The 17,433-nt window shown below is 73.4% G+C and carries 12 protein-coding genes; 5 read left to right on the forward strand and 7 right to left on the reverse strand.

The features are described 5' to 3' along the window. Positions 1 to 159: 159 nt before the first annotated feature. The 6 genes from ACFVHB_RS22865 to ACFVHB_RS22890 all read right to left on the reverse strand — a co-directional run bounded on the left by ACFVHB_RS22865 (position 160) and on the right by ACFVHB_RS22890 (position 8,323). Entirely contained in the window at positions 160 to 663 is a 504-nt protein-coding gene (locus ACFVHB_RS22865; protein WP_380325186.1) for a MaoC family dehydratase, read from the reverse strand. A 19-nt stretch (positions 664 to 682) separates the two neighbouring features. Beyond that, positions 683 to 1,684: an HpcH/HpaI aldolase/citrate lyase family protein gene (locus tag ACFVHB_RS22870; protein WP_380325189.1), complete on the reverse strand. Its 1,002-nt coding sequence runs from the start codon at positions 1,682 to 1,684 to the stop codon at positions 683 to 685. Between the two features lie 26 nt (positions 1,685 to 1,710). Then, positions 1,711 to 3,738: a protein meaA gene (locus tag ACFVHB_RS22875; protein ID WP_380325192.1), complete on the reverse strand. Its 2,028-nt coding sequence runs from the start codon at positions 3,736 to 3,738 to the stop codon at positions 1,711 to 1,713. Then, positions 3,738 to 5,075, reverse strand: coding sequence for a crotonyl-CoA carboxylase/reductase (gene ccrA, locus ACFVHB_RS22880; protein ID WP_380325195.1), 1,338 nt, complete (start codon positions 5,073 to 5,075; stop codon positions 3,738 to 3,740). The genes ACFVHB_RS22875 and ccrA overlap by 1 nt, the downstream gene beginning before the upstream one ends. Positions 5,076 to 5,456: 381 nt before the next feature. Then, positions 5,457 to 6,365 (reverse strand): TetR family transcriptional regulator, encoded by a 909-nt coding sequence (locus tag ACFVHB_RS22885; protein WP_380325198.1) that lies wholly within the window; start codon positions 6,363 to 6,365, stop codon positions 5,457 to 5,459. A gap of 182 nt (positions 6,366 to 6,547) precedes the next feature. Further along, complete coding sequence (locus ACFVHB_RS22890) at positions 6,548 to 8,323, reverse strand: 3-hydroxyacyl-CoA dehydrogenase family protein (RefSeq protein ID WP_380325201.1); 1,776 nt, start codon at positions 8,321 to 8,323, stop codon at positions 6,548 to 6,550. 516 nt (positions 8,324 to 8,839) lie between these two features. Here ACFVHB_RS22890 and ACFVHB_RS22895 point away from each other — a divergent pair. The 5 genes from ACFVHB_RS22895 to ACFVHB_RS22915 all read left to right on the forward strand — a co-directional run bounded on the left by ACFVHB_RS22895 (position 8,840) and on the right by ACFVHB_RS22915 (position 16,490). Next, positions 8,840 to 11,530: an MXAN_6230/SCO0854 family RING domain-containing protein gene (locus ACFVHB_RS22895; RefSeq protein WP_380325204.1), complete on the forward strand. Its 2,691-nt coding sequence runs from the start codon at positions 8,840 to 8,842 to the stop codon at positions 11,528 to 11,530. A 76-nt stretch (positions 11,531 to 11,606) separates the two neighbouring features. Next, the gene (locus tag ACFVHB_RS22900; RefSeq protein WP_380325207.1) at positions 11,607 to 13,076 is read left to right on the forward strand and encodes a glutamine synthetase; all 1,470 of its coding nucleotides are present in this window, start codon (positions 11,607 to 11,609) and stop codon (positions 13,074 to 13,076) included. A gap of 3 nt (positions 13,077 to 13,079) precedes the next feature. After that, positions 13,080 to 14,198, forward strand: coding sequence for an amidohydrolase family protein (locus ACFVHB_RS22905; RefSeq protein ID WP_380325210.1), 1,119 nt, complete (start codon positions 13,080 to 13,082; stop codon positions 14,196 to 14,198). A 261-nt stretch (positions 14,199 to 14,459) separates the two neighbouring features. Continuing rightward, complete coding sequence (locus tag ACFVHB_RS22910; protein ID WP_380325213.1) at positions 14,460 to 15,965, forward strand: S8 family serine peptidase; 1,506 nt, start codon at positions 14,460 to 14,462, stop codon at positions 15,963 to 15,965. A 153-nt stretch (positions 15,966 to 16,118) separates the two neighbouring features. After that, complete coding sequence (locus ACFVHB_RS22915) at positions 16,119 to 16,490, forward strand: hypothetical protein (protein ID WP_380325216.1); 372 nt, start codon at positions 16,119 to 16,121, stop codon at positions 16,488 to 16,490. Between the two features lie 17 nt (positions 16,491 to 16,507). Here ACFVHB_RS22915 and ACFVHB_RS22920 read toward each other — a convergent pair whose 3' ends face one another. After that, positions 16,508 to 17,401 carry a HipA family kinase gene (locus ACFVHB_RS22920; RefSeq protein ID WP_380325219.1) on the reverse strand — a complete coding sequence of 298 codons (894 nt, stop codon included), beginning with the start codon at positions 17,399 to 17,401 and terminating at the stop codon, positions 16,508 to 16,510. Between the last annotated feature and the right edge of the window lie 32 nt (positions 17,402 to 17,433).

A 17,433-nucleotide genomic window follows, 5' to 3' on the forward strand; every position in this document is an offset into this window, starting at 1 on the left:
GGGGGCCCCACTCTGGGGGGGGGGGGGGGGGGGGCGGGGCCCCCCGCGGGGGGGCCCCGGGGGGGGCCCCGGGGGCGGGGCTCCCGGGGCGCCCCCGGTACCGGGTCGGGCTCGGCCGATGACGGCGGCCTGCCCGTCCGGGGTCCTGTGGGGCGGGGGTCAGGCGGAGGGGGTGGGGCGGCCGGGCTGCTCGCCGCCGCGCTCCTCGATGTACGTCGCGGTCGGCACCATCACCTTGCGGCGGAAGATGCAGACGACCGTGCCGTCCTGCTTGTACCCCTTGGTCTCGACGTAGACGATGCCGCGGTCGTCCTTGGACTTGGACGGCCACTTGTCGAGGACGGTGGTCTCGCCGTAGACGGTGTCGCCGTGGAAGGTCGGCGCGACGTGCCGCAGCGACTCGATCTCCAGGTTGGCGATCGCCTTGCCGGAGACGTCCGGGACGGACATGCCCAGCAGCAGCGAGTAGACGTAGTTGCCCACCACGACGTTCTTGCCGAAGTCCGTCGTCTTCTCCGCATAGTTGGTGTCCATGTGGAGGGGGTGGTGGTTCATGGTGAGCAGACAGAAGAGGTGGTCGTCGTACTCGGTGACCGTCTTGCCGGGCCAGTGCTTGTAGACCGCGCCGACCTCGAACTCTTCGTAGGTGCGTCCGAACTGCATCTCAGTGGTCCTTGGTGTCTCAGGCCTGCGGGGGCTCGAACTTGGAGGTGCGCTGGAAGCCCGCGGCGCGGCCCTTGCCGGCGATGACCAGGGCCATCTTGCGGCTGGCCTCGTCGATCATCTCGTCGCCGAGCATCGCGGAGCCCTTGGCGCCGCCGGCCTCGGAGGTGCACCAGTCGTAGGCGTCGAGGATCAGCTCGGCGTGGTCGTAGTCCTCCTGCGAGGGCGAGAAGATCTCGTTCGCGGCGGCGACCTGGTCCGGGTGGAGCACCCACTTGCCGTCGAAGCCGAGCGCGGCGGCGCGGCCGGCCACCTCGCGGTAGCCCTCCTGGTTGCGGATCTGCAGGTACGGGCCGTCGATGGCCTGCAGGTCGTTGGCGCGGGCGGCCATCAGGATGCGCATCAGGATGTAGTGGTAGGCGTCGGCCGGGTAGCCGGGCGGCTGCTCGCCGACCACCAGGGACTTCATGTTGATCGAGGCCATGAAGTCGGCCGGGCCGAAGATGATGGTCTCCAGCCGCGGGGAGGCCTGGGCGATCGTGTCGACGTTGATCAGGCCCTTGGCGTTCTCGATCTGCGCCTCGATGCCGATCTTGCCGACCTCGAAGCCCATGGTCTTCTCGATCTGGGTGAGCAGCAGGTCGAGTGCCTTGACCTGCTCGGCGTCCTGGACCTTCGGCAGCATGATGCAGTCGAGGTTCGGGCCGGCGCCCTCGACGACGGTGATCACGTCGCGGTACGTCCAGTGGGTGGTCCAGTCGTTGACCCGGACGACCTTGGTCTTCTTGCCCCAGTCGCCGTTGTTCAGCGCGTCCACGATGTTGTGCCGGGCGCTCTCCTTGACCAGGGGGGCGCAGGCGTCCTCCAGGTCGAGGAAGACCTGGTCGGCCGGGAGGCCCTGGGCCTTCTCCAGGAAGCGCGGGTTGCTGCCCGGTACGGCGAGGCAGGAGCGGCGCGGGCGCAGACGGTTGAAGGCGGCGGCGGAGCCGCTCGGAACGGGCGACGGGTGGGAGGTAGTCATGAGGGTGCTTCTGTTCCTTCCAGTGGTCAGCTGGTCGTCGCGGGTGCGGGCGTCCACGGCTGGAGCCTGTTGGCCAGCCGGATCTCGTCCACGATCCGGCCGATGATGGTGGTGATGCCGAAGTCCTTCGGGGTGAACACGGCGGCGACGCCGGCGGCCCTCAGGGCCTCGCCGTCCGCTGCCGGGATGATGCCACCCACGATCACCGGGACATCCTCCACCCCGGCCCGGCGCAGCCGGTGCAGGACGTCGGGCACCAGCTCGGAGTGGGCGCCCGAGAGGATCGACAGGCCGACGCAGTGCACGTCCTCCGCGACGGCGGCGGAGACGATCTGCTCCGGGGTGAGCCGGATGCCCTGGTAGACCACCTCGAACCCGGCGTCGCGGGCCCGGACGGCGATCTGCTCGGCGCCGTTGGAGTGCCCGTCCAGGCCGGGCTTGCCGACCAGCAGGCGCAGCTTGCCGGTGCCCAGTTCGGCGGCGGTCGCGGCGACCGCCTCGCGGACCGCGGCCAGCTCGCCTCCGGGCTCGGCCGCCACCGCGACCGGCGCGCCGCCGACGCCGGTGGGCGCCCGGTACTCGCCGAAGACCTCGCGCAGGGCGAAGGCCCACTCGCCGGTGGTGACCCCGGCACGGGCGCAGGCGAGCGTCGCGGTCATCAGGTTGGCGTCGGTGGCGGCGACGGCCTTGAGCTCGGCCAGCGCCGTCTGGGCGGCGGCCTCGTCGCGCTGCCCGCGCCACTTCTCCAGCGCGGCGAGCACGGACTGCTCGGAGGCCGGGTCGACCACCATGATCGCGGTGTCGAGGTCGGCCGTGAGCGGGCTCTCCTCGGTGGTGTCGAAGCAGTTCACGCCGACGATCTTGTCCTCGCCGGACTCGATCCGGGCCCGGCGGGCGGCGTGCGAGGCGACCAGGTTGGACTTCAGGTAGCCGGACTCGACGGCCGGAATGACCCCGCCCATCTCCAGCACCTTGGCGATCTCGGCCTCGGCGCCGGCCAGCAGCTGGGCGGTCTTGGCCTCGATCACCTCGGAGCCGTTGAAGATGTCCCCGTACTCCAGCAGGTCGGACTCGTAGGCGAGCACCTGCTGGATCCGCAGCGACCACTGCTGGTCCCACGGGCGGGGCAGGCCGAGCGCCTCGTTCCAGGCCGGCAGCTGGACGGCCCGGGCGCGGGCGTCCTTGGACAGCGTGACGGCGAGCATCTCCAGCACGATCCGCTGGACGTTGTTCTCCGGCTGGGCCTCGGTCAGCCCCAGCGAGTTGACCTGGACGCCGTAGCGGAAGCGGCGCTGCTTGGCGTCCTGGATCCCGTAGCGCTCCAGCGTGACCTTCTCCCAGAGCTGGGCGAAGGCGCGCATCTTGCACATCTCCTCGACGAACCGCACGCCGGCGTTGACGAAGAAGGAGATCCGGGCGACCACCTCGCCCATCCGCTCGGCCGGGACCTGCCCGGAGTCGCGGACGGCGTCCAGCACCGAGATGGCGGTGCACATCGCGTAGGCGATCTCCTGGACCGGGGTGGCCCCGGCCTCCTGCAGGTGGTAGCTGCAGATGTTGATCGGGTTCCACTTGGGGATGTTGCCGACCGTGTAGGCGATCATGTCGGTGATCAGGCGCACCGACGGCCCGGGCGGGAAGACGTGCGTCCCGCGCGAGAGGTACTCCTTGACGATGTCGTTCTGGGTGGTGCCGGTGAGCTTGGCGATGTCCGCGCCCTGCTCCTCGGCGACCACCTGGTAGAGCGCCAGCAGCCACATCGCGGTGGCGTTGATCGTCATGGAGGTGTTGGTCTGTTCGAGCGGGATGCCGTCGAACAGGGTGCGCATGTCGCCGACGTGGCCCACCGGCACGCCGACCCGGCCGACCTCGCCGCGGGCGAGGACGTGGTCGGAGTCGTAGCCGGTCTGGGTCGGCAGGTCGAAGGCCACCGAGAGGCCGGTCTGGCCCTTGGCGAGGTTCTTCCGGTAGAGCGCGTTGGAGTCGCTCGCGGTCGAGTGTCCCGCGTAGGTCCGCATCAGCCAGGGGCGGTCGCGCTTCTGCTGGTCGCTCATCACACGTTCCTGAAGCGGTTGATGGCGTCGATGTGCTTGGCGCGGAACTCCTCGTCGCGCACGCCCAGGCCCTCCTCGGGGGCGAGGCAGAGCACGCCGACCTTGCCCTGGTGCTTGTTGTGGTGCACGTCGAGGGCGGCCTGGCCGGTCTCCTCCAGGGAGTAGACCTTCGACAGGGTCGGGTGGATCTTGCCCTTGGCGATCAGGCGGTTGGCCTCGAACGCCTCGCGGTAGTTGGCGAAGTGCGAGCCGACGATGCGCTTGAGCGACATCCACAGGTAGCGGTTGTCGTACTGGTGCATGTAGCCGGAGGTGGAGGCGCAGGTGACGATGGTGCCGCCCTTGCGGGTGACGTACACGGAGGCGCCGAAGGTCTCGCGGCCCGGGTGCTCGAAGACGATGTCGACGTCCTCGCCGCCGGTGAACTCGCGGATCTTCGAGCCCAGGCGCTTCCACTCGCGCGGGTCCTGGGTGTGCTCGTCCTTCCAGAACTTGTAGCCCTCGGCGGAGCGGTCGATGATCGCCTCGGCGCCCATGGCGCGGCAGATCTCGGCCTTGGCCTCGTTGGAGACCACGCAGATCGGGGTGGCGCCGCCGGCCAGCGCGTACTGGGTGGCGTAGGAGCCGAGGCCGCCGCTGGCGCCCCAGATCAGCACGTTGTCGCCCTGCTTCATGCCCGCGCCGTTCTGCGAGACCAGCTGGCGGTAGGCGGTGGAGTTGACCAGGCCGGGGGAGGCGGCCTCCTCCCAGGTGAGGTGCTTCGGCTTGGGCAGCAGCTGGTTGGTCTTCACCAGGGCCAGCTGGGCCAGGCCGCCGAAGTTGGTCTCGAAGCCCCAGATGCGCTGCTCCGGGTCCATCATCGTGTCGTTGTGGCCGTCCGGGGACTCCAGCTCCACCGAGAGGCAGTGCGCGACGACCTCGTCGCCCGGCTTCCAGGCGTTGACGCCGGCGCCGGTGCGCAGCACGACGCCCGCGAGGTCCGAACCGACCACGTGGTAGGGCAGGTCGTGGCGCTTGGTGAGCGGCGAGAGCCGGCCGTAGCGCTCCAGGAAGCCGAAGGTGGAGACCGGCTCGAAGATCGAGCTCCACACGGTGTTGTAGTTCACCGCGCTGGCCATGACGGCGACCAGGGCCTCGCCGGGGCCCAGCTCGGGCAGGGCGACGTCGTCGAGGTGAAGGGACTTGCGCGGGTCCTTCTCGCGACTGTCGAGGCCCGCGAACATCTGCTCCTCGTCCTTGTGGAGCGTCACCGCCCGGTAGGACTCGGGGAGCTTGATGGCGGCGTAGTCCTCCGACGTGGCGTCGTTGCTGAGGATCGCGTCGAGGATTTCCTGCATGGCTGCCTCCGAAGGCGTACCTGTGTGAGGGGCACAGGGCGTCTGGGGGAGCCGGGAGCGGACACCGGCTTCGCTGAGGTGGGTGGGTGGTCTGGCGTGTGGGCCTGGCTGGTGGCCCGTGACGTGCTGGGCACCGCTCCCGGGGTGTGGGAGCGCCGGACGACGGCGCGCCGAGGTGGGGAGCCGCGGCGCCGCTGACTGGTGGGTAACAAGGTAGTGGCACCCTGTGCCACTCGTAAAGACACCGGGTGTCATCAATTCGGGTGATTCAAATCGCTGTTCGAGCGGCCGCGCGAGGGTGCGAAAAGGGCCCGTACCGGCACTCCGGTACGGGCCCTCGAAACCGCTCGAAACGGCGCTGAACTGCGGAAACCCTGTCGGTCAGGACTCCCCGGCGCCGGTCAGGGCGGCCCGGATGCTGTCCACCACCACGTCCAGCGGGGCGTCGGTCCTGGCGACTGTGATGAGCACCTCACCTCCGGGGCTGGCACTCAGTGCGCTGGCGGCGGCCGCCTCCAGTCCCGTCACACTGGCACCGGGTGCCACCAGGGACCCTCGCCGCCGCGCACCGGGTGCGGAGGAGGCCCAGAAGGTCCGCCGGATGACCTCGAAGGAGTGGTCCAGCTGCGCCTCCACGTCCCCCCGGCCGCCGGCCCGCAGCCAGCGCCGCAGCACGTGGTTGTGGGCCGCGACGACCGCCGCCGCCGACACCTCGGCCAGCATCGAGTCGTCCTCGCCGCCGCGCTGCCAGCCCGGGGGGATCTCGTCGGCGGTGTCGAACCGCCCGAGCAGGTACCGGGTGAACAGCCGCTCGTACCGGGCCACCACGGCGATCTCCCGCTCGCGCAGCGCCGGGACCTGACGGATCAGCTGGTACCGGGCGACCGAGACGGCCGGGGTGGAGGCGTACATCCGCAGCACCTCCTTGATGCCCCGGCAGACCACGTCCAGCGGGTGCTCCTCGGGCTCGGCGCTGGCCAGCAGGTCGGCCACCCGGACCAGGGTGTCGTCGTGGTCCGGGAAGATCGCCTCCTCCTTCGACCGGAAGTACCGGAAGAAGGTCCGCCGGGCCACGCCGGCGGCCGCGGCGATCTGGTCGACCGTGGTCTCCTCGTAGCCCTGCGAGGCGAACAGCTCCATCGCGGCGGTGGCCAGGTCCTGCCGCATCTGCTGGCGCTGCGCGGCCGCCCGGCGGCCGCCCGGGCCGCCGTCGGGGGCGCCGGGGGCAGGCCGGTCGGCGCCGCGCGGTCCGGCGGCGTGCTGCGGGGAGGCTGACTGAACCCGATCCATGCCCGGAACGCTACACGCACCGGGCGCCGGAGCCGCCGGCCTTCCCCGGCGCACCGGTGGGACCGGGCCGGTCACCGCCGGTCTGGGCCAGCGGGCCGACACCGACCCGGGGCTCCAGCCCGGTCGTGCGGGCCCGTACGGCACCGCGCCGCCCGGGGCCGGCCCGCCCGCCGAGGGCGTGGTCATCGGCGCGCGTGGTCGCGGAACCCGCGGCCGGTCTTGCGGCCCAGGCAGCCCGCCGCGACCAGGTGCTCCAGCAGCGGCGCCGCCGCCAGGCCCGGCTCGCGGAACTCCTGGTGCAGCACCTTCTCGATGGTCAGCGAGACGTCCAGGCCGACCACGTCCAGCAGCTCGAACGGGCCCATCGGGTACCCGCAGCCGAGCTTCATCGCGGTGTCGATGTCGTCCACGGTCGCGTAGTGCTCCTGCAGCATCCGCACCGCGTCGTTCAGGTACGGGAAGAGCAGCGCGTTCACGATGAAGCCGGCCCGGTCACCGCACTCCACCGGGTGCTTGCGCACCCCGGCGCACAGCTCCAGCACGGTCGCGGTGACGTCCGGCGCGGTCAGCACCGTGGAGACCACCTCGACCAGCTTCATGGCCGGCGCCGGGTTGAAGAAGTGCATGCCGATCACGTCCTGCGGCCGCGAGGTGGCCGAGGCGCAGGCGATCACCGGCAGCGAGGAGGTGGTGGTGGCGAGCACCGCGCCCGGCTTGACGATCTTGTCCAGGGTGGCGAACAGCTCGCGCTTGACCTCCAGGTCCTCGGCGACCGCCTCGACCACCAGGTCGACCCCGGCCAGCTCGGCGTACTGCCCGACCGGCGTGACCAGCGCCAGCGCCGCGTCCCGCTGCTCCTCGGTCAGCCGGCCCTTGGCCACCGAGCGGTCCAGCGACTTCGCCAGCTGGGCCTTGGCGTTCTCCGCCTTCTCCAGGCTGCGCGCGGCCAGCAGCACCCGGTACCCGGCCTTGGCGAACACCTCGACGATGCCGGTGGCCATCGTGCCCGAGCCGCAGACGCCGACGCTGCGCACCTCGCGGCCCGGCACCTTCGCCTTCGCCGGCCCGGTGGCGGCGTCGACCGGCTTGGACGAGCCGGGCGCCTCGTAGGTGTAGAAGCCGCGGCCGGACTTGCGGCCCAGCAGGCCGGCCGACACCAGCTGGCCGAGGATCGGCGCGGGCGCGTGCAGCCGGTCCCGGGACTGCTCGTACATCGCCTCCAGGACGGTCCGGGCGGTGTCCACGCCGATGAGGTCGAGCAGCGCCAGCGGGCCCATCGGCAGGCCGCAGCCGAGCCGCATCGCGGCGTCGATGTCCTCGCGGGTGGCGTACTTGGACTCGTACATCGCGGCGGCCTGGTTCAGGTACGCGAAGAGCAGCCCGTTCACCACGAAGCCGGCCCGGTCGCCGGCCGCGACCGGCTCCTTGCCGAGGTCCCGGGCGAGCGCCGCGGCGTCCTCGGCCACCTGCGGGGCGGTCAGCACGGTGCGGACCACCTCGACCAGCTTCATGGTGTGCACGGGGTTGAAGAAGTGCAGGCCGAGCACCCGGTCCGGGCGGGCGGTGGCGGCGGCGATCCGGGTCACCGACAGCGCGGTGGTGCCGGTCGCCAGCACCGTCGCGGGCGGGCAGATCCGGTCCAGCCGGGCGAAGACGTCCCGCTTCAGCTCCAGCTGCTCGGGCACCTCCTCGATCACCAGGTCGGCCTCGGCGGCGGCCTCCAGCGCGTGGCCGACCGAGATCCGCGCGAGCAGCGCGGCCCGGTCCTCGGCGGTGATCCGCTCCCGGGCCACCGCGTGCGCGGTCGCCGCCTCGATCCGGGCCAGCGCCCGGGCGGCGGAGTCCTCGTTGGCCTCGATGCCGATCACCCGGCGGCCGCTCTTCGCGACCGCCACGGCGACACCGGCACCCATCGTGCCGAGGCCGACCACGGCGACCGTGGGAAAGGGACGCTCCATGTCCTGACTCCTTGTCATGAGTGGCCCGCGCGCGCTCCGGCGGACGCGCCTGCCGGAGGAGGGTCCGCGCGCGGGGCTGGGGAGATGACGGTTGCGGCCACCGCGAAGCCGCCGGTCCGCTCCGGCCGTGCTGCGGGTGTGCCGTGGTACTCAGGCGCTCGAGGTGAAGGAAGCGGCTCTGATACGAGGAGAGAAGCCCGGCCCCGCCGCGATCCGCGGCACCGACCGGTGAAGGACGCACCACGCGCCCGCCGCGAACGCGACGGACGCAGACCCCCGTCGGTGCGGCTCCCGAAGCCCGACGGTGGTGCGTGCGGTCACTGTAGCGAAGTTACCGAGCGGTAGGAAGGGGGCGGACGCCCGCCCGCGGAAATTCGTTCGGGGCGGGCGGGAGGCGTTCGCTAGGGTGGGCGGCGCGGGGGCGGCTCCGCGGCGTGCTTCCTTCTCCTTCACTGTAAATGAACCGAGTGCGCCCACTCTCCGCCCCCGCTTCGTCGTATCCACGGGGGAGCGCCAGTGACGAAGCAGAACACCACCACACCCGACGCCGGCCTCGACGCGCTGCTGCTGCGGCGGCACGGCTCCGTGGTGGTCGAGGGCGGGGCGGCCGCGGGGGAGCCGGAGCCCTGGAGCGCCGAAGGGCTGGTCGTGCTGGAGGCCGACCTCGCCCAGCGCGGGTACGTCCTGACCAAGCCGCTGCGCGCCGCGCTCGCCCGGCTGCGGCCGGCCGCCCTGGCCGACGCCGGCGGCGCCCTGCTGCGCCGGGTCGACGCGGCGCTCGGCGCAGACCGCAAGCACAAGCCGCTGTTCCGCGGCTTCCCCGGCGGGGTGCCGCGGCACGCGCACAGCCTCTACTCCGCGCACATCCGCGCCTTCCTGCTGAACCAGCCCGACCAGCCGTGCTGCTGCTGCGCCCGCACCGGGCGCGAGGCGGGCATCGGCGCCCTCGCGCCCTGCGCCCACCTGCTCTGCGGGGAGTGCTACGAGGAGCTGGAGGGCTACCGGCACTGCCCGCTCTGCGACATCCCGATCGATCCGGAGAAGTACCTCCCGCTGGACGCCAAGGCCGTCCGCAACGCCGCCCGCGAGCACACCGCCGACGCCCTGCTCCGTCCGCTGCGGCTCGCCGACGGCGACGACCCCGCCGCCGTCGCCGCCGCCGAGCTGCGCCGGCTGCTGGAGCGACGCACCCCGCTGAACCCGCAGGACCGCGAGGACCTCGCGCTGCTGCTCCGGTACGCCCCCTCCGACCCGGCCGGCTGGCTGCCCGCCGACATCCCCGTCCGGGAGAGCCGCGCCACCGTCCTGGCCGCCCTGCTCCACCGCGACCGCGACGCCGTCCGCCCGCTGCTCGCCGCCCACCTCACCACCGCCACCGACGTGCTGCGGCTGATCTGGGCCTGGTCCGGCGCCGAGCCCGACCTGCTGCCCGCCACCGCCAAGGGCCTGCGGCTGCGCAACCTGCCCCGCCCGCTCCGCCGCGACCTGCTCGCCGTCCTGGACGCCCTCCCGCCCGGCACCCTCGCCGAGGACCTCGGCCGGCACCGCCAGGCCTGGCTGCGGGCCGGCGAACTGCTCCACCCGTACGAGCACCAGCGCCGCCACCCGACCGCGGCCGCCGCCTTCGCCGTGCTCCGGCAGAGCGACCTCGACCTGCACGGCCTCGGCCCGCGGCTGCGCGAGGCCCCCGAACCGCTGCGGGTCCGTTCGACCCCGGCCGGGCACACCCGGCTGGTCGTCGCCACCTTCGCCGGCCGGGTCGAGCGCGCCCTCGACGACGGCGACGTGCCCGCCGCCGTCCGGCTGCTGGCCCGCCGCCCGGGCGAGCTGGTCCGCCGGCTCCACCACCTGCTGCGGGTGCACACCTTCTGGAACGCCGGCGAGCCGCTGCCCTCCGCGCTCGCGGAAGCGCTCCCGGCGGCCCTGCGCAAGGTCGCCCCCGGCCCGCTGCTCGGCGCGTACGGCCGGCTGCGCGCCCCGCGCGAGCTCGGCGAGCGCCGGCTGTACTTCCCGCGCGGCCGGGTCGCGCTGGCGCACGCCCGCGACGACTGGGGCACCGAGGTCCCGGCCGCGCTCAGCGCACCCGTCTGCGCGTTGATCGAGGCCGAGCTGCTGCGCCGGGCCGGGCGGCACGACCGCCGCGAGCTGGCCGTCCTGGACGAGGGCCTGGCCGACCTGGTCGTCCCCTTCGCCGAGCGGGCCAGTGCGAAGACCCTGGTCGCCGTCCCGCGCGGCAGCGTCCAGCGGCTGCCCGCCGGCGGCCGGGTCCGGCTCTTCCTGCACTGGACGCAGACCCCGCGCCAGCGCGTCGACCTGGACCTCTCGGTCGCGCTCTACGACGACGAGTGGCGCTTCGTCGGCCTCTGCGACTACACCCAACTGGTCCACGGCCGGCGCGCCGCCGTGCACTCCGGCGACTTCACCTCGGCCCCGCCGCCGCTCGGCGCCACCGAGTTCGTCGACCTCGACCTGCCGGCCCTGGCCGCCGACGGCGCCCGCTACGCGGTGACGATCGTCTTCAGCTACAACGACGTCCCGTTCGAGGACCTCGCCGACGCCTTCGCCGGCTTCATGGCACTGGACGGCTCGTCGGCGGCGAAGTACCGCAAGGACACCTTCGACCCGAGGGCCGTCCGCCAGCGGCTCGACCTGGCCGGCGACGCCAAGGTGTCCGTGCCGATGATCGTCGACCTGGCGCGCCGCACCTACACCTGGACCGACCTCAACACCAGCGCCTCCGGGGGCTTCCACAACGTCCACCGGCACCGGGACCGGATCGGCGCCCTGGCCGCGGACGTGCTGGCGCACTTCGCCGAGGGCTCCCGGGCCACCCTCTGGGACCTCGCCGTGGCGGGCGCCGCCGCCCGCGCCGGCGAGGTGCTGGTGCGGGAGCGGTCGGGCACCACGGTCCGGGTCTACCGCCGGGGCGCGGACGAGCCGGTGGCCGCCTTCGCCGAGCGGCTGCGCGGCCGGCACGAGCCCGACGAGCGGCGGGACGCGCCCGCCGGCGACACCGCCCTCGCGCTGGCCGAACGACTCACGGGCGTACGGGCGTTGACCGCCCTGGTGCACGCCGACGTACCGGCTCCGGCCGGCCTCGGCGGGGAGCTGTACCGGCTCTACCCGGGCCCGTTGGACGGGGCACCGGACACCCTGACGCGGCTCACCGCGGGCGACGTCGTGGCGCTGTTCGCCCCGGAGGGGTGAACGGGCGGACGCGTGTCCACCCGAACCACCCGATAGGGGAGTTCCGCACTCTAGACCGCCGGGGCAGCATGGAGACATGAGCACCGGAACCGTCGCCGGCCACGCCGAGCCCGCCGCCGAGCCGTCCGCGGGGCCCGCCGTCCAGGGCCCCGCCCACGCCGGCGGCGCGCTCGGCGCCGTCGCCCTGCCGCCGCGCGCCGAGCGCGCCGAGCGGGCCCAGGCGGCGGCCGAGCGGTTGCGCCCGGCCGGGATCGACGCGGTCGCCGTCACCTGGGTGGACAACGCCGGCATCGCCCGGGTGAAGGCCGTCCCGCTGGCCGGGCTGGTGCACGCCGCCGAGTGGGGCATCGGCGCGGCGCCCTGCTTCGACGTCTTCCTGGCGGACGACACGATCGTCACCAGCCGGCTGATCGGCGGCCCCACCGGGGACCTCCGGCTCTACCCCGACCTCGACCGGCTGGTCCCGCTGGCCGCCCAGCCCGGCTGGGCCTGGGCGCCGGGGGAGCGGTACACCCAGGCCGGCACCCCGCACCCGGGCTGCCAGCGGCTGTTCGCCCGCCGGATGACGGGCGCCGCCGCCGAGCGCGGGATCGGCCTCAAGGCCGGCATCGAGGTCGAGTGGGTGGTCGCGCTCGCCGGGGAGCCGCAGGAGGAGCCCCGCTACCCGACCGCCGGTCCGGCCTACGGCATGCACCGGCTGACCGACCTCTCCGACTACCTGCGCGAGCTGCTGCGCGCCCTCGACGCCCAGGGCCTGACGGTGCTGCAGGTCCACCCCGAGTACGCGCCGGGCCAGTTCGAGGTCTCGCTCGCCCCCGAGGGGCCGGTCGAGGCCGCCGACACCAGCGTCCTGGTCCGCCAGACGATCCGGGCCGTCTCGGCCCGGCACGGGCTGCGCGCCTCCTTCGCCCCCGTCGTGGAGGCCGGCTCGGTCGGCAACGGCGGCCACCTGCACCTCAGCCTCTGGCGCGACGGGCGGAACCTCGCCCGCGGCGGCCCCGGCCCGCACGGCCTGACGGCCGAGGCCGAGGGCTTCCTCGCCGGGGTGCTCGGCGCGCTGCCCGAGCTGCTGGTGCTCGGCTCCTCCAGCCCGGCCGGGTACCTGCGGCTGGTGCCCTCGCACTGGGCCGGCGCCTACCAGTGCTGGGGCCTGGAGAACCGGGAGGCCGCGCTCCGGCTGGTCACCGGCTCCACCGGGGAGCGGGCCACCGCCGCCAACGCCGAGATCAAGTGCTTCGACGCCACCGCCAACCCGTACCTGGCGGTCGGCGCGGTGCTCGCCGCCGGCCTCGCCGGGGTGGACCAACGACTCGCGCTGCCGCCGGAGTTCAGCGGTGACCCGGCCGAGGCCGGGCCCGGGACGGTCCCCCGGCTGCCCGCGAGCGCGGCCGAGGCGATCGCGGCGTACCGGAAGTCCGCGGTGCTGCGCGAGGCGCTCGGCGAGGCGCTGTACGAGGCGGTGCTCGCCGTCCGGACGGCGGAGAGCGAGCAGTACGCCTCGGCCACCCCGGAGCAGCTGGTCGCCGCCACCCGCTGGCGGTACTGACCGGTGGCCTCGCTGGACGTCCCGGCCCTGGTCGACCACCACTGCCACAGCGTGGTGGCGGCCGACCTCGACGACGACGTCCTGACGGGACTGCTCACCGAGTCCGACCGACCGCCCGCCCCCGGCTGCTCGCCGTTCGACAGCGCGCTGGGCCTGGCCGTCCGCCGGTGGTGCCCGCCCGCGCTCGGGCTGCCCGGGCACGCGCCCGCCGCCGACTACCTGGCCCGTCGGCGCGAGCTGGGCGCCGCCGAGGCCGGCCGCCGACTGCTCGCCGCCGCCGCGCTGGACACCTGCCTGCTGGACACCGGGCTGACCGGGGCGGCGGGCCATCCGCTGCTGCCGCTCAGCGAGTTCGCCGAGACGTCCGGCGCCCGGGTGCGCGAGGTGGTCCGGCTGGAGTCCGTGGCCGAGTCGGTGCCGACGGGCGCCGAGGCCTGGCCGCTCGCCGTCGGCGAGGCGCTGGCCGCCGCGGCCACCGGCGCGGTGGCGGTGAAGTCGGTGCTGGCCTACCGGCACGGCCTGGCGGTACCCCCCGAACGGCCGGCCGTTCGAGCGGTCACGGCCGCCGCAGGGCAGTGGCAGCGGGCCGGCCGCGGCCGGCTGACCGACCCGGTGCTGCTGCACCACCTGCTCTGGACCGCCCTGGACGTCTGCGCCGAGCTCGGCCTGCCGCTCCAACTCCACACCGGCTTCGGCGATCCGGACCTCACCCTGCACCTGGCCGACCCGTCGCTGCTCACCGGCTTCGTGCGGGCCGCCGAGCCGAGCGGGGTGCCGCTGGTCCTGCTGCACGGCTACCCGTACCACCGGCAGGCCGCCTGGCTGGCCCAGGCCTTCCCGCAGGTGTACACGGACCTCGGACTGACCGCCTCCTACACCGGCCCCCGGGTGGCCGCCGTGCTCGGCGAGATGCTGGAGCTGGCGCCGTTCGGCAAGCTGCTCTTCTCCACCGACGCCTACGGGCTGCCCGAGCTGTACCTGGTCGGCGCGGCCCAGTTCCGGCACGGCCTGGGCACCCTGCTGGACGACTGGCGGGCGGACGGCGCCTGCTCGGCGGCCGACGCGCAGCGCCTGGCCCGCCAGGTGGCCGCCGACAACGCCCGCCGCCTGTACCGGCTCTGACCGCCGCCTGTACCGGCTCTGACCGCCGGGGAATTGTGGATCGTCCACGCCCGGACGCGTGAAAGCTTCAGAAGTCCTGACATTCACTTAATGGATTGACACCTGGTCGGAAGCCCGGGAACCGCCCGTGTCGGAAGTGGCCGAACGGTGTCGATGAGATGACTACCTCTTGCGGATTCCGACGCATGTTCACTAGCGTCCCGATCATTCCACTGCACCTGTCACGTGCAGCTGCACGACGACTCGGGAGGGCCAACCCCTATGAGTGTTCCTCGGATCAGCCGGACCCGGTATGCCGCGGTGGGCGTCGTCCTCGCCACCGCCGGTGCGCTGGCCCTGCCGGCCGGCACCGCCGTCGCGGCCACCGGGGCCGAGCCGACCACCGGGCCGCTGCTCAGCTACGTGGTCAACACCCAGGCCAACCACGGCCAGGTGCAGAAGGTCGAGAAGGCCATCACGACCCTCGGTGGCACCGTGGTGTACTCGTACGAGCAGATCGGCGTCGTGATCGCCCGCTCGAACGACACCCAGTTCGCCGCCAAGCTGCGCCAGGCCAAGGGCGTCCAGTCGGTCGGCGCCAGCCGCACCAAGGGCATCACCGCCGCCGACAGCCAGAAGGCCGAGGTCGCCGCCGAGCCGACCGCCGCGGCCGCTGCCGCCGCCGCCGCGGCCGGCGAGGAGCCCAACTGGGCCAACCAGTGGGACATGCGCCAGATCGGCGTGGACAAGGCGCACAAGCTGTCGCTCGGCAGCAAGAGCGTCACCGTCGGCGTCCTGGACTCCGGCATCGACGGCACCCACGAGGACCTCGCGGCCAGCGTGGACGCCTCGCAGTCCGTCTCCTGCATCGACGGCGGCAAGCCGAACACCGACTGGAAGGCCTGGCAGCCGGGCCCCGACGGCGACCACGGCACCCACGTGGCCGGCACCATCGCCGCCGCCAAGAACGGCAAGGGCATCGAGGGCATCGCCCCGAACGTCAAGCTGGCCGCGGTCAAGGTCGTCGACGACGGCGGGTTCATCTACCCGGAGTACGCCATCTGCGGCTTCGTCTGGGCCGGTGAGCACAAGTTCAAGGTGACCAACAACAGCTACTACGTCGACCCGTGGCTGTTCAACTGCCAGAACGACCTGGACCAGGCGGCCATCACCACCGCCGTCCGCCGCGCGGTCGAGTTCTCGCAGCGCAAGGGCGTCCTCAACGTCGCCGCCGCGGGCAACGAGAACATCGACATGGCCCACAAGACGGTCGACGTGGCCAGCCCGGACGACACCACCCCCGGCAGCCGCCCGATCACCAACGACTGCCTGAGCCTGCCGACCGAGCTGGACGGCGTCGTGGTCGTCTCCTCCGTGGGCGTCAACGGCGACAAGGCGTACTACTCCAGCTACGGCAAGGGCAAGGTGACCGTCGCCGCCCCCGGTGGTGACCGTCGCTACCAGATCCCGGACACCCCGGACAAGAACGGCCGCACCCTGTCCACCATCCCCGGTGGCAAGTACGGCTACATGCAGGGCACCTCGATGGCCTCGCCGCACGCCGCCGGTGTGCTCGCGCTGCTGGCCAGCACCCACCCGTGGGCCAGCCCGGAGGAGCTGACCGAGCTGCTCACCAACCAGGCCGAGTCGCACGGCTGCCCGTCGACCCCGTTCAACCCGGGCGGTGCCGGTGACTGGAAGGCCACCTGCGAGGGCGGCGAGAACGACAACGGCTTCTACGGCGCCGGCATCATCAACGCCGAGAAGGCGGTCCAGTGGTGGCGCTGACGCGCTGACCGTGCGCTGAACGCCTGAGGTGGAGAGCGGGACTCAGGTCCCGCTCTCCACCTCGTTTTTGAGTACCGGTACTCAGGCGACCGCGCCGACGGGATCGCGATAATGGCACGCGCGGACAGCGCACAGTACGAGGAGCGGAGCACCATGGCACAGATCCACACCGGCTGGCAGCAGCCCCCGGCCCGTCCGGGCGGCGAACGGGTCTGGCCGTGGCTGCTGCTGGGCGCCGTCCAGTTCGCCCTCGCCGCCCCGATGATCGGGATCATGCTGGCCGGCGGCCTGGTGGCCGGCGTGTTCGGGCTCGCCTCCCCGGAGGGGTCGGTGGGCACGGTGCTGGGCCTGCTGCTCCTGCTGCTGCTCGGTCCGCTGCTGGGCCTGGCGCTGCCGGCCCTGTCGCTGCTCTCGCCGGCCGTGCGCCGGCTGAACCGGGCCGCGCTCTTCGCGCTGCACACCTTCGGCCTGCTGGTCGGGACGGCCGTCGAGTACTTCGCCTGGTTCCGCCCCGCCGCGGGCTGAGCGGGCGTCGGGCCGGCTCAGCCGAGGTGGTGGTCCCAGACGGTCTCGACGGAAGGCCTGCCGTGCAGGTCCGGGACCTCCTGGAGCCAGGCGGGGCGGCCGGCCTTGCTCCGGGCGGTCTGCCGGCGCTCGGCCTCGCGCAGTTGCTCGGGGGTGGCGAACCCGTCGGGCAGCCACGCGGAGGAGAGCACCGCACGGGCCGCCAGGTGCGCGACGTACGCGTGCCGCAGCGCGTCCACCGAGTCGAAGCCGGGCTCGTCGGCCAGCCACTCGTCCGGGACGAGCGCCAGCACCTCCTCCAGCAGTCCGACGGTGACCAGCGGCCCGAGCTCCTCGTCGGCCAGCCCGACGTCGGGGGTGTAGCCGCCGAGCGCGTGGGCGCTGAGGTCGTACTTCTTGCCGACGGCGGCCTCGGCGCTGGACCAGCGGTGGTGGAAGATCAACGCGGCGCCGTTGTCGATCAGCCAGAGCTTCCCGTGCCAGACCATCAGGTTGGGGTTGTGCACCGTCCGGTCGACGTTGCCGGTGAGCGCGTCCAGCCAGACCACCCGGCCGGCCTCGGCCGGGTCGACCGGGATCATGCCGGGCCGGAAGTCGCGGGAGCCGGGCAGCAGGTCCATGCCGAGGTTGAGCCCGGCGCTGGCCCGGAGGACGTCCTGGACCTCGGCGTCCGGCTCGGCGTCGGCCACCGCCGGGTCGAAGTCGACCAGCCGCAGTTCGGGCACCGGCAGGCCGAGCCGCCGGGCCAGTTCGCCGACGATCACCTCGGCCACCAGCGCCTTGCGGCCCTGCGCGGCACCGGTGAACTTGACCACGTAGGTGCCCAGGTCGTCGGTCTCCACCACGCCGGGGACGGAACCGCCCGCCCGCAGCGGGTCGACGTAGCGCACAGCTGTCACCTGATCGAGCACACCGGCCACCCTAACGCGTGAGCCGCGATCCG

It is taken from the genome of Kitasatospora sp. NPDC127111 (assembly GCF_042677465.1).
Lineage (GTDB): Bacteria > Actinomycetota > Actinomycetes > Streptomycetales > Streptomycetaceae > Kitasatospora.

Excerpts from the sequence above, each read along its gene's own strand:
- ACFVHB_RS22915 (WP_380325216.1), top strand. The coding sequence starts at position 16,119 with ATGGCACAGATCCACACCGGCTGGCAGCAGCCCCCGGCCCGTCCGGGC.
- ACFVHB_RS22890 (WP_380325201.1), bottom strand. The coding sequence starts at position 8,323 with ATGGAGCGTCCCTTTCCCACGGTCGCCGTGGTCGGCCTCGGCACGATG.
- ccrA (WP_380325195.1), bottom strand. The coding sequence starts at position 5,075 with ATGCAGGAAATCCTCGACGCGATCCTCAGCAACGACGCCACGTCGGAG.
- ACFVHB_RS22875 (WP_380325192.1), bottom strand. The coding sequence starts at position 3,738 with ATGAGCGACCAGCAGAAGCGCGACCGCCCCTGGCTGATGCGGACCTAC.
- ACFVHB_RS22865 (WP_380325186.1), bottom strand. The coding sequence starts at position 663 with ATGCAGTTCGGACGCACCTACGAAGAGTTCGAGGTCGGCGCGGTCTAC.
- ACFVHB_RS22910 (WP_380325213.1), top strand. The coding sequence starts at position 14,460 with ATGAGTGTTCCTCGGATCAGCCGGACCCGGTATGCCGCGGTGGGCGTC.
- ACFVHB_RS22900 (WP_380325207.1), top strand. The coding sequence starts at position 11,607 with ATGAGCACCGGAACCGTCGCCGGCCACGCCGAGCCCGCCGCCGAGCCG.
- ACFVHB_RS22870 (WP_380325189.1), bottom strand. The coding sequence starts at position 1,684 with ATGACTACCTCCCACCCGTCGCCCGTTCCGAGCGGCTCCGCCGCCGCC.
- ACFVHB_RS22885 (WP_380325198.1), bottom strand. The coding sequence starts at position 6,365 with ATGGATCGGGTTCAGTCAGCCTCCCCGCAGCACGCCGCCGGACCGCGC.